The sequence below is a fragment of the Salinibacterium sp. G-O1 genome (assembly GCF_030063305.1).
GTDB lineage: Bacteria > Actinomycetota > Actinomycetes > Actinomycetales > Microbacteriaceae > Rhodoglobus.
Map to the genome: position 1 here is coordinate 624,872 of NZ_JASISV010000001.1, position 12,018 is coordinate 636,889.

Here is a 12,018-nt window from a genome sequence, read left to right on the forward strand (position 1 = left end):
ACTGAGAACATGGTTGACGTGCGGCGTGTAAAGCTCCCCGGGGTCGGTGTGCTGCACACCTTCGTGACAGATGATGGCGGCAAAGTAGGCGTCATCACCCACCGTTCCGGCCACAGCGACCTGATCACCTTCTCGGATGACGTGGACGGCTCCGACGCCACAAAGGTCTCCCTCCGACTCGACGAGGATGAGGCGCACACTCTCGCCGAATTGCTCGGTGGCACGCGCATCACCGAATCCCTCTCGAAGCTCGACGCAATCCCCGGACTCACCATCGACTGGTTCACCGTCGATTATGAAGACCACATCGCCGGCAAGAAACTTGGAAATCTCGCCAGCCGTGGCCTCGTCGGTCTCTCCGTCGTTGCGGTAGTGCGCGGTGAATCCGCCAACCCCGCACCCTCCGACGATTTCACCGTTTTCCCGGGTGACACGCTCGTCGTCGCCGGCTCACCGGAGAAGGTCGCCAAGGCTTTCACTTTCTACCGTTCGGGCGACATCAACAAGGTGCCTGCTGACTCCACCAGCGAGGGGTAGCGGGTGCACCTCGGCGAAGATCTTCTCGTCCTGGGGCTTCTTTTCGTCATCGCCTACGGCTTTGGTCGTCTGGGCAAGCTCATCGGTTTGCCCGCCATCCCCATCTACATGCTCGTGGGCGTTCTTGCGAGCCCCAACACCCACTTCTTCCCGCTCGACTTCGAGGCGGCAGACGTGGAACTCGTCGCCGTGTTCGGGCTCATCCTGCTGCTGTTCAGCCTCGGCCTCGAGTTCGACCAGGACGAGTTCTATGGCAACGCTCGTGCGCTGATCCTGTCTGGCGGCACACGAATCGCGATCAACCTCGTGGTGGGCTTCGCCCTCGGACTGTGGATCGGGTGGGGAACCAGAGAGGCGCTGATCGTTGCTGGGATGACGGCAACCTCATCCAGCGCGATTGTCACCAAGCTCCTGATCGAACTGCGTCGACTGGCCAACCGAGAGACACCCACCATCCTGGGCATCCTCGTGCTCGAGGATGTGTTTGTCGCAAGCTACCTGGCGATCGTGGGAGTCGTGCTCGGCGGCCAGACCGACGGCGGTGCCATTGCCCTGCAACTCGCCATCTCTTTCTCGTTCCTCATCGCGATGTTCGCGCTGGCCCGTTGGGGCGGGCGATTCGTCTCGCGCCTCGTGAACACGAAGGATGACGAGCTCTTCACAATCCTGTTCTTCGGCCTCGCTGTAGCTTTCGGTGGGATCGGGGAGATGCTCGGGGTGTCTGACGCGATTGGCGCCTTCCTCATCGGCCTGGTTCTCGGAGCGACTAAGTTTCGCGCGCGAATCGAAGCGCTCGCACTACCGCTCCGCAACGTGTTCGCCGCCTTCTTCTTCCTCAACTTCGGTCTGGCCCTCGACGTTTCGACCTTCGGCGAGGTGCTCATACCGGCCGGAGTCGCGGTCGTGATGACACTCATCGTGAACACCCTCGGGGGGCAGTTGATCGCCTGGCAAAACGGGCTCACCCGGGCCGAGGGGCTGAATGTCAGCGCGATGCTGCAAACGCGCGGGGAGTTCGCGCTGATCCTCGCCACACTCGCCACAGCGGCGGGACTCGACCCACGGCTCACACCGTTTGCCGGGCTCTATGTGCTGTCCATGGCCATCATCGGGCCGGTGCTTGCCGTCAACTCGGAGAAGATGGGGAAGATCCTCTTCAAGTCGAAGCCCTCGAAGAAGCGGCAACCCAGTCGCGACAGGATGCAGGCAGAAGAGATCGCGCTCGTCGAAGCGGCGATGGCAGGCGAGGATCTACCCGAGCCCAGAATCGCGGACGACATCATCGAGGTCTTCCCCGACAGCACGGGCACCGGTCACCGGGTCGCGGACCAACCGCATGCTGAGCGGTCCGACGAACAGCCTGAAGAACACTTCGAACGCAAACGGGATCCGGAATATTGATGCAGACTCAGGCCACCATGTGGCAGATCGCCCGCAGGCCCCGCTGGATCGGCGCGCTTGTGCTGGCGCTTGCCATCGCCGGAGGTTTCGCCGCACTGGGCCAGTGGCAGCTCTCGCGCAGTTTCGAGAGTGCAGCGCCCTCTGAGGTGCTGACCGAGGACGTCGTCGCACTCGACACCGTCAGCACCCCGCAGCAACCGGTACCCTCATCGGTCATTGGCCAGCGGGTAACCGTCGACGCAAGCTTCGTGCCGGGCGATTATGTGGTGTTGAGCGACCGGCTCAACGACCTCGACTCCGCCCCCGGCTACTGGGTCGTCGGGCATGCCGTCGCCGCCGACGGGGCGAGCATCGCGGTGGCGCTCGGCTGGGCGCAAACCGAGCAGGAAGCTATAGACGCTGCCGCCGCTCTCGAACGCAATGCCCCAGACGGAACGATCAGCGGTCGGTACCTGCCGAGCGAGTCGCCGCAGGAGTCGGACTTCGAGGCCGGCAAACGCAGTGCCCTCGCCGTCTCCGAGCTGGTGAACCTCTGGGCTCAGGCGCCGGCGGGGGTGTACGGCGGTTACCTCGTGGCGGATGCCGCTGCATCCGGTCTGCAACAGATCGACTCGCCGCGACCATTGAGCGAGGTTCCGCTCAACCTGCTGAACGTGTTTTACGCGATCGAGTGGATCGTCTTCGCGGGCTTCGCGGTCTTCCTCTGGTATCGCCTCGTGCGCGATACGTGGGAGGAAGAGGGGGAGGCTCTTCGTGACGCCGAGCTCGCAGCTGGCTCTGCGCCAGCGCCCGTAGAATAGAGCAATGCCCATCGGACCCCGGCCAGAAGACGTCGCCAAGATCCGACGCACCATCTCCGTCTACAAGGTGTCCTCATACATCACCGGCACCTTCCTGTTGCTGCTCGTGCTCATGATGGTGTTCCGCTACGGGTTCGGTGTCGACATCGAGTTGCTCGGGCCATACGGATTCCTCGCGCTCACCCCGAAAGATCTGATCGCCGGAATCAACCTGTCGACGCTCATCCTGATCGCCCACGGCTGGTTCTACGTGCTGTATCTCGGGGCTGACTTCGTGCTGTGGCGCCTCGTGCGCTGGTCGTTCACGCGATTCCTGTTCATCGCCCTCGGCGGGGTCATCCCGTTCCTGTCCTTCTATTTCGAGCGCCGCGTGCCCAGGGATGCCCTGGCCGTCATCGCTCCCCTCGAGACCCAGGAAAAGGTCGCAGCATGACAGAGCCATCCACCACAGTGCCGTCAACCGAGGCGCGTCCCGTCCTGGTCGTCGACTTCGGAGCGCAGTACGCGCAACTCATCGCCCGCCGCGTGCGCGAGGCGAGCGTCTACAGCGAGATCGTGCCTCACACGATCACGGCGGCCGAGGTCGCAGCGAAGAACCCGGTCGGCATCGTCCTGAGCGGCGGACCGTCGAGCGTCTACGACGAGGGATCACCCACACTCGACGCCGGGATTCTGGCGCTGGGAGTGCCGGTGCTCGGCATTTGCTACGGCTTCCAGGTGATGGCACAGCAGCTCGGCGGTGAAGTGGCCAACACCGGGCTCCGTGAGTACGGTGCGACGGATGTCACCCTCACGCCGGGCGCGAGCACACTGCTGGGCGACCAACCGAGCACGCAGACAACCTGGATGAGCCACGGCGACTCCGTGTCTAAGGCTCCGGAAGGTTTCGCCGTGCTGGCCTCGAGCGCGTCGACGCCCGTTGCAGCGTTCGCGAGCGACGAGCGTCGCCTCTACGGGGTGCAGTGGCATCCCGAGGTCAAGCATTCCGAGTACGGCCAGCGCGTGCTCGAGAACTTCCTGCACGATGCTGCCGGCATCCCCGCAGACTGGAACAGTTCCAACGTCATCGATGAGCAGGTCGCGCGCATTCGCGAGCAGGTCGGAACCTCGCGTGTGATCTGCGGACTCTCCGGCGGTGTCGACTCCGCGGTGGCCGCCGCGATCGTGCACAAGGCGGTCGGTGACCAGCTGGTCTGCATCTTCGTCGACCACGGGCTGCTGCGACAGGATGAACGCCGCCAGGTCGAGGAAGATTACGTCGCCTCCACCGGAGTTCGGCTCGTCACGGTCGACGCCGTCGACCAGTTCCTCGACGCGCTCGCCGGAGTGACCGACCCCGAGACGAAGCGCAAGATCATCGGGCGCGAGTTCATCCGCTCGTTCGAGAACGCGGCAGAGGCACTCGTGCTCGAGGCGCAGGGCGATGGCGCGACCATCGACTTCCTCGTGCAGGGCACCCTCTACCCGGACGTCGTCGAGTCCGGCGGCGGAACCGGCACAGCCAACATCAAGAGCCATCACAACGTGGGCGGGCTGCCCGAAGACCTGAAATTCTCGCTCGTCGAGCCGCTGCGCACCCTCTTCAAAGATGAGGTGCGCGCGATCGGCCGCGAACTCGGACTGCCCGAGGTCATCGTCGGCCGCCAGCCGTTTCCGGGGCCAGGCCTGGGCATCCGTATCGTGGGTGAGGTTACCCGTGAGCGTCTCGAGCTGCTCCGTTCGGCGGATGCGATCGCCCGCTTCGAGCTGAGCGCCGCCGGTCTCGACAACGAGATCTGGCAGTGCCCCGTGGTGCTGCTCGCCGACGTGCGCAGCGTCGGAGTGCAGGGCGATGGCCGCACCTACGGCCACCCCATCGTGCTGAGGCCCGTGTCATCCGAAGATGCGATGACAGCAGACTGGACGCGCCTGCCCTACGACGTGCTCGCCCGCATCTCAAACCGCATCACCAACGAGGTACCCGGAGTGAACCGCGTCGTGCTGGACGTCACGTCGAAGCCGCCGGGAACCATCGAGTGGGAGTAGCCGGCCGGCGTCACCTCTGACGCCCAGAGGGGCTGCTTCGGGCAAGCCCCCGGCGGAGGCTCCCGCGCGGGCCCGTCGTGGGGCATGCTTGAGTGGTGACTGACACCCGGGCGCCAGCGCTGGATTCACTCGAGCGACTTCGAGCGTCGCTCGCCGACGCCGGACTCTCGCTTCCGCTCGACGGCGCGGCCGCCCAGCGCGACGCGGCCGCCGCGGCCGTGCGCCAGATCGACGACTACATCCGACCCCGGCTGGCCAACCTCGACGCACCACTGCTCGCAGTGGTCGGCGGGTCGACCGGCTCCGGCAAGTCGACCATCGTGAACGCGCTCATCGGCACACCCACCACCCGGGCTGGCGTCATCCGGCCGACGACCAGGCAGCCGATTCTTGTGCACGCCCCGGTGGATGCCGGCTGGTTCGCGACCGACCGCATCCTGCCCGGACTCGCGAGGGTGCGCGGGAGCATCACGGCACCCGGCACGCCGGCCTCGTCGGCCGGAGACGCCCCCACCGCCGACCGCATCAACGAACTCATGTTGCTCGCCCACGACAAGGTGCCGATGTCACTGGCGATCATCGACGCGCCAGACATCGACTCGGTCGCCGACGACAACCGTGCGCTCGCGGCCCAGCTGCTGGCTGCCGCCGACCTGTGGCTCTTCGTCACCACCGCAAACCGCTACGCTGACGCGGTGCCGTGGGCGCTGCTCGACGGCGCCGCGTCCCGCAATATCACGGTCGCCGTCGTTCTCAACCGGGTGCCGCCCGGCGCGGCCGGCGAGGTGCTGCCCGACCTGCAGTCGATGCTCACCGCACGCGGCCTCGCCGACGCGCCAGTCTTCGTGATCGAGGAGCAACCGCTCGACGCGCTCGGGATGCTGCCAGCCGAGGCGGTTGCAGATCCCCGCGGCTGGCTCACCGACATCGCCTCGGATCGTGCCGAGCGCACCCGCATCGCCGCGCGCACGCTGCGCGGGGCGATCGTCGACCTCGATCTGAAGGTCGCGTCCATCGCCGCGGCCCGCCAACACCAGCTGGACTGGCTCGATGGCACCGCCACCGCCGTCGCCCACGAGTATTCGAGCGCGGCGGATGCCGTCGACGAAGCCACCCGCGACGGTGCACTGCTGCGGGGAGAGGTGCTGGCGCGCTGGCAGGACTTCGTCGGCACCTCCGACGTGTTCCGCAAGGTCGAACGGTGGTTCTCCCGGGCACGCGATTCCGCCACCGCGTGGGTGATGGGGCGGCCTCAGCCGGTCATCGACGTCGAGGTACGCATCGAGCACGGGCTGCACGCCGTGATCGTCGACCAGGCGGGACGGGCTGCCGCGGCATCCTGGGCAAGCCTCCAGCGCAGTGAAGCCGGTCGGATGATCGCCGAGGCGCATCCGGAACTCGGCACAGAAAGCGATGGCTTTGGCGACAGGGCAGCTGCCATGATTCGCGAATGGCAGGGGGCACTGCTGCGCCTCATCCAGGACAATGCCGGATCCAAGCGGGTCAGGGCGCGCGTGCTCTCGGCAGGCCTCAACGTCGTGACGGTCGCGCTGATGATCGTCGTCTTTGCCTCCACCGGCGGACTCACCGGTGGCGAGATCGCCATTGCGGGCGGCTCCGCGGTGCTCGGCCAGAAGCTGCTCGAAACGATTTTCGGCGAGGACGCTGTGCGGCGCCTCGCGGGAGAAGCGCGCACAGACCTCACAGCACGGGTCGACGCGCTCTTCGCGACGGAGGCCGCTCGAGTGACGGCCGCCCTCGACAGCACCAGGTTCGGCTCATCCCCTGGCGCGCTGCGGCGCGAATCCGCCGCACTGCTGAGCGATGTCCGCACCGCTGGCGAGAGCGGGGGAACCGAGTGAGCTCCAAACGAAAGGTCGGCCTCGACGACCGGCTCGCCGCTCTGGCCACGGTGCGCGCCACGGGCGAAGGGCGACTCCCCGACGCTATCGCCCGGCAACTCGACGCCGTGCTCACCCATGTCACCGAACGCCGCAAACGCTCCCCGGAGCACACCGTCATCGGTGTCTTCGGCGCCACCGGCTCGGGCAAGTCCAGCCTCGTCAACGCGCTCGTCGGGCAGGATGTCGCCACAACCCACGTGCGACGCCCCACGACCAGCGAAGCCCACTCCGTGAGCTGGGATCCGAACGGCGCGAGCGAGCTCCTCGACTGGCTCCAGGTTCGCAAACGCACAGTTCTCGACGATCCACTCGACCCGCGCGCCAGCACCCTCCTGCTGCTCGACCTGCCCGACTTCGACTCGATCGAACGGGCCAACCGCGACATCGCCGAACGGCTCGCCGGTCAGGTGGATGCCCTCATGTGGGTCGTCGACCCGCAGAAGTATGCCGACGAGGTGCTGCACGCGCAGTTCATTGCCCCGCATGCCAAACACTCGGCCGTTACCCTCATCGTGCTCAACCAGATCGACCTGTTGCCGGCCGACCAGGTGAACCCCGTCGTCGACTCATTGCGCGGAATAGTCGAACGCGACGGCATTCCCGGCGCGCGGGTCATCCCTGTCAGCGCCCGCACGGGTGCGGGCATCCCCCAGCTGCGCACTGCACTCGGCGACCTCACCGCCGCGAAGAAGGCGCGGGAGGCGCGCCTCGCGGCCGATGTCACCACAGTCGCCGCCACGGTTCCGGATGCCGGAAGCGCCAAGCGCCCGACGGCACGTGACACCAACGCCCTCATCGCCTCGCTCGGTACCGCGGCCGGCGCCGATGTCGTGGCCAACGCCGTCGCGCGCTCCTATCGCAAGCGCGCCGGCCAGGCCACGGGATGGCCGGTCGTGTCGTGGGTGCTTCGCCTGCGGCCAGACCCGCTCGCCCGCCTCGGTCTCGGGCCCTCGCGCCGCGGCGACGACCCAGCGTTTCACCGCACGAGCATGCCCGCCCTCAGCGCCGGTGCCGCAGCGCAGGTCTCACTGTCGGTGCGCGGATACACGGATGCCGCGACCGAGGGTCTCACCGACACCTGGCGCACGGGCATCCGCACTACCGCCGACCAGGCCATCGCCGAGCTTCCGGCTCAACTCGACCTCGCCATCGCCAGCACGCCGTTGCCCGCCAAGGGCTCGTGGTGGTGGGTGATTTTCGGCATCCTGCAGTGGATATCCGCGCTCGCGGCGCTCGTCGGCATCGGCTGGCTGCTGGGTGCGGCGCTGCTGCCAAGCGTAGGGTTGCCCGCGTTCGAGGTGCCGAAGGTCGAAGGCTGGGCCGTGCCGACCCTGTTCATCGCGGGAGGGGTGGCCCTCGGCATCCTGCTCGGATTGCTCGGCGGAGTGCTGGCCGCCGCGACCTCGGCCGGACGTCGTCGGAGCACCCGTAAGCGACTGCTCGGCTCGGTGGGCGCCGTCGTCACCCAGACCGCAGTGACCCCGATCCTCACCGAGCTCGACCGTGCCCGTGACTACTCGGCGGCGCTGACGCTGGCCAGATAGTTCGCCGGGCCCAACGAAACATGGCCGCCCCAAGGGACGGCCATGTGCGAGACGGAACTTAGTTGCTGCCTCGAATGATCGAGATCAGGCGGAGGATCTCGACGTAGAGCCAGATGATGGTCAGCGTGATCCCGAAGGCGGCCTTCCAGCCCCAGCGGCTGGGAGCTCCGCCATCAACACCCTGCTTCACCGAGGTGAAGTCGAGCACCAGCGAGTACGCGCCCATGAGGATCGCGAGAGGTCCGATGATGAGTCCGAGCGGGATTCCGAATACCTCGGTGCTCGCCAGACCCCACGGGTCGTTATTCAGGCCGGTGAGCTGGGTCACGACGTTGAACAGCGAGAAGATGAGGTACGAGATGCCCGCGATCATGAAGATCTTCGTGGCCTTCTTCGACGCTCGCACCTTGCCGTTGGCGAAGAGCGCCAGGGTGACGCCGAACACGATGCCGGTTCCGATCAGCGCCTGGAAGATGATCCCGGGGGCGCTGGCTTCGACAACCCGCGAGAGGCCGCCGACGAAGATGCCCTGGGCGACCGCGTAGGCGAGCACCAGCGGGGGTGACGGCTGCTTCTTGAAGATGTTGACTAGCGCGAGCACGAATCCGAGCAGAGCAAACGGCAGCATGAGCGCGGGGATGTTGTAGCCGATGACTCCGCCGCCCACGACGAACGCGAGGGTGATGACCGTCTTGAGGATCGTGTTCTCATAGGTCATCCGGTCGGTCTCGGCAGGGCCGGCCGACGGGCGGTTGTAGATCTCCTGAAGCTGATCTGCTGAGAGGCCAGGCTGAACCTGGGTGCTCATTTTTGCTGCGGCAGTCGCCGGGGTGGCGAAAGATTTAGCGCTGAATGCGGGGTTGGACATGGCCATTAGTGGTCGTCTCCTTCGGCCTCGCGGCCATCGTTACGTCAAATTTAGCGGAAAGCAGTCGGGGATTCGCTGAGTTTCTGTCCGCCTGCAGCGATCAGCCGGGCGCACCATGCAGATCCCACAAAAACGGTCATCGAGATGACGAGCGCGAGCGGCATTCCCGAGTACTCCATGAAGAACTGGGGGATGATGAATCCGTTGGCCAACGGCAACACCACAGTGAGGTAACTCGCTGGCGGCCGGTGGCGCACGAGCAGCCAGCACAGGTACGGAGCGACGAGCATCCACATCGATGCCGGCCCCGTCAGCATCAGCCAGATCTGCGCCGTCGTGGGTACGATCACGAGCATCCGGCGCCAGCCAGCCGACGGCATGATCGACCAGCCGACGGCGTGAGTTGTCGTGCCGATGAGCAGCAGCGGCAGAGTCCAGGTGTTGGAACCCTGAAGCTGGATGGCGCCCCCGACGATCAGTAGCAGGCCAGCCAGGTAGCGGCCGCGGTATGTACCCCAGCGCAGAGGCAGCGTCGACGTCGGCTCACGCCAGTGGGGATTGATCACGCTTAGCGAAACAGCATCGCGAGGGCCACGAACGACCCGATGCTGCCGATAACGGCCAGGACGATGACGACGAGGGCGGGCTTCGGGAGGCCACGCACCAGGCCGGTCACCGAGGCGGGCTGGTCGGGGCGGATGGCGGCGGGAATCGGCGGGGTGTCCGGTTGTTCGTGGGGCTCGGCCATCACGACCGGCGTGCCGCAGGTGATGCAGTACTTCCAGAGCGGGTCAAGCTCTGTGGAGCACGAAACGCAGGCGGCCATAGTCGAATGCTACCGGTGGCCTACCCTTGTGGAGTGAGCTCGGCGCATCCACCCCTCGTGATCGCGCACCGGGGGGCCAGCGGGTACCGGCCGGAGCACACCCGCGCTGCCTACGAACTGGCCTTCGAGCTCGGCGCCGACGCCGTCGAGCCCGACATCGTGGCCACAAGCGACGGCGTGCTGGTGATCCGGCACGAGAACGAGATCTCAGGCACGACGGATGTTGCCACTCGCGCCGAATTCGCCGGACGTCGCACCACGAAGGTCATCGACGGTGTGACCCACCATGGCTGGTTTACCGAGGACTTCACGTGGGCTGAGCTCAGCTCGCTGAGAGCGGCGGAACGGCTGCCGGGCATCCGTCGCGAAAGTGCCACGTACGACGGGCGTTTTCCGATTCTGCGGCTCACCGACCTGTTCGGCATCATCGATGCGCAGGACCGGCCGCGGGTCATGGTCGCCGAGATCAAGCACGCGACATACTTCGCGTCGATCGGACTGCCGCTCGACGAGCTGTTCACCGAGGCCGTTTCCGGATGGGCGACATCCGACAATCTCATCGTCGAGAGTTTCGAGCAGACCCTGCTCGGTCAGCTGCGCGACCGGGGGGTGCCCGGCCGATCGGTCTTTCTCGCCGAGGCGTCCGGGGCGCCGGCCGACCTTGTGGCCCGAGACGGCGGCGACGCGCGAACCTACGCCCAGCACCTCGAGGTGGACGGCCTCGCACGGTTGGCCGACGAGGTCGATGGGGTGAGCGTCGGCAAAAAGCTGCTGCTGGCCGACGCCGGCCGGTCGTTTGTCGACGGGGCGCACGACGCCGGGCTTGTCGTGTTCACCTGGACGCTGCGTGCCGAGAACAGCTTCCTCGCCAGAAAGTTTCGGCGCGGCCCCGGGCCCGCAGAGCACGGTGACTGGCTCGGCGAGTTCCGGCGCGTGCTGGCGACCGGCGTGGATGGCGCCTTCGCCGACCAGCCCGACCTCCTGCTGCGCGCGCTCGCCGACTGACGCCGCGCGTCCGCGCGTCCGGTGCATCCCTCCCTCCCAAATGAAGGAGATTTCGTCGCGTAGGCCTTGTGGCGCAGACGGCGGCGGTCGTTTGAGAGAAATCTCCTTCATTTGGATGACGGAGCGGGAGGGCCGTGCCGGCGAGGGCCCTACAGGTGATCGCCTCGGGCGACCGCGGCCAGGACAGCGGCCTCGACCTCTGCCCAGCGGAACATCACCTGGACGTAGCTGAAGCGCAGCACCCGATATCCGAGCGCACTCAACACCGCATCCCGCCGCCGATCTGCCTCGAATGTCTCGGGGCTCGTGTGGTACTCGGCTCCGTCCACCTCGATCACGAGCCGGGTGCCGATCAGGAAGTCGATTCGCCCGACGGTCGGAATGCCCACCTGACGCCGCAGCGGGAACGGAAGATCGCGCATCCTGAACCACAGGAGCCCCTCGATGCCCGACTCGCAGATTCCGTCGATGCGCCGCAACCACGGTTGGTGCACGGCAGGGGCGGCGGGGATAGACCTCCTCCACTCGGGCCAGAGTTCGGGCCGGCGGTGAAGCAGCAGCCCGGCGACGGCAGACACTATGTCCGGAGTCTGGCAGGAAACGAGATCCCGGATGGCGGCCAGCGGCGGCAACAGAAGGCGGCCTGGCGCGTCACCGTCGCGCCAGTGCACCACCACCCCAGATTCCGCGGCGGCAGCGATGCGAGAATGGGAATCGCGTGGCATCCGGAGCCTGCAGGCGTTGTGCGCGACAGACACGTGCAGCCCGGGGTTCGCGACGAGGCCGGCCCCCTGAAGTTCGAGCGCGGAGAGGCAGGTGAGCCGGCCGCCGACCCTCGCCGCGGCCAACACCGCCGGGTGCACATCGTGGTGCGAGTACCAGCCCGGGCGCACCCTCACGATTGACCGCGAGCGGATGGCGGCCGCGATGTCGTCCCGTGTGTGGCCGCGGGCGTGCAGCTCGAAGGTGGCGGCGAGTCCGTCCAGCGCGGAGATGGATGCGCGGACGCTCGTGACTCGGATCCCGGCTCTGGTTGCTGTTGTGCTCATGGCGCGACTGTGACGTATCACGCGCCGCGCGGCGCCAGGATCCGCGGAACTGTGGAAAA

Annotated in this window: 12 protein-coding genes; 8 read left to right on the plus strand and 4 right to left on the minus strand. The window is 66.8% G+C overall.

The features are described 5' to 3' along the window. The first annotated feature begins 9 nt into the window (after positions 1-9). The 7 genes from QMG83_RS03120 to QMG83_RS03150 all read left to right on the plus strand — a co-directional run bounded on the left by QMG83_RS03120 (position 10) and on the right by QMG83_RS03150 (position 8,211). Positions 10-537 carry a cation:proton antiporter regulatory subunit gene (locus tag QMG83_RS03120; protein WP_283503890.1) on the plus strand — a complete coding sequence of 176 codons (528 nt, stop codon included), beginning with the start codon at positions 10-12 and terminating at the stop codon, positions 535-537. A gap of 3 nt (positions 538-540) precedes the next feature. Beyond that, entirely contained in the window at positions 541-1,938 is a 1,398-nt protein-coding gene (locus tag QMG83_RS03125) for a cation:proton antiporter (RefSeq protein WP_283503891.1), read from the plus strand. Then, positions 1,938-2,738, plus strand: a complete 801-nt coding sequence (locus QMG83_RS03130) for an SURF1 family protein (protein ID WP_283503892.1) — start codon at positions 1,938-1,940, stop codon at positions 2,736-2,738. Before QMG83_RS03125 ends, QMG83_RS03130 begins: the two co-directional genes overlap by 1 nt. 4 nt (positions 2,739-2,742) lie before the next feature. Beyond that, positions 2,743-3,171 carry a DUF3817 domain-containing protein gene (locus QMG83_RS03135; RefSeq protein ID WP_283503893.1) on the plus strand — a complete coding sequence of 143 codons (429 nt, stop codon included), beginning with the start codon at positions 2,743-2,745 and terminating at the stop codon, positions 3,169-3,171. After that, the gene (guaA, locus tag QMG83_RS03140; protein ID WP_283503894.1) at positions 3,168-4,763 is read left to right on the plus strand and encodes a glutamine-hydrolyzing GMP synthase; all 1,596 of its coding nucleotides are present in this window, start codon (positions 3,168-3,170) and stop codon (positions 4,761-4,763) included. Before QMG83_RS03135 ends, guaA begins: the two co-directional genes overlap by 4 nt. A 95-nt stretch (positions 4,764-4,858) precedes the next feature. After that, positions 4,859-6,625, plus strand: coding sequence for a dynamin family protein (locus QMG83_RS03145; protein WP_283503895.1), 1,767 nt, complete (start codon positions 4,859-4,861; stop codon positions 6,623-6,625). Then, positions 6,622-8,211, plus strand: a complete 1,590-nt coding sequence (locus tag QMG83_RS03150; RefSeq protein ID WP_283503896.1) for a GTPase family protein — start codon at positions 6,622-6,624, stop codon at positions 8,209-8,211. Before QMG83_RS03145 ends, QMG83_RS03150 begins: the two co-directional genes overlap by 4 nt. Before the next feature lie 58 nt (positions 8,212-8,269). Here QMG83_RS03150 and QMG83_RS03155 read toward each other — a convergent pair whose 3' ends face one another. The 3 genes from QMG83_RS03155 to QMG83_RS03165 are packed head-to-tail and all read right to left on the minus strand — an operon-like array spanning position 8,270 to position 9,905. Continuing rightward, positions 8,270-9,085 carry a Bax inhibitor-1/YccA family protein gene (locus QMG83_RS03155; protein WP_283503897.1) on the minus strand — a complete coding sequence of 272 codons (816 nt, stop codon included), beginning with the start codon at positions 9,083-9,085 and terminating at the stop codon, positions 8,270-8,272. A 44-nt stretch (positions 9,086-9,129) separates the two neighbouring features. Further along, entirely contained in the window at positions 9,130-9,645 is a 516-nt protein-coding gene (locus tag QMG83_RS03160; RefSeq protein WP_283503898.1) for a hypothetical protein, read from the minus strand. A gap of 2 nt (positions 9,646-9,647) precedes the next feature. Further along, a complete protein-coding gene (locus QMG83_RS03165; protein WP_283503899.1) occupies positions 9,648-9,905 on the minus strand; it encodes a hypothetical protein in 258 nt (85 codons plus the stop codon). Positions 9,906-9,938: 33 nt separating this feature from the next. Between QMG83_RS03165 and QMG83_RS03170 the strand changes: the two genes are divergently transcribed. Continuing rightward, positions 9,939-10,910: a glycerophosphodiester phosphodiesterase family protein gene (locus QMG83_RS03170; protein WP_283503900.1), complete on the plus strand. Its 972-nt coding sequence runs from the start codon at positions 9,939-9,941 to the stop codon at positions 10,908-10,910. 149 nt (positions 10,911-11,059) lie between these two features. Here the strand turns inward: QMG83_RS03170 and QMG83_RS03175 are convergent, their stop codons facing one another. Beyond that, positions 11,060-11,959, minus strand: coding sequence for an endonuclease domain-containing protein (locus QMG83_RS03175; RefSeq protein ID WP_283503901.1), 900 nt, complete (start codon positions 11,957-11,959; stop codon positions 11,060-11,062). Between the last annotated feature and the right edge of the window lie 59 nt (positions 11,960-12,018).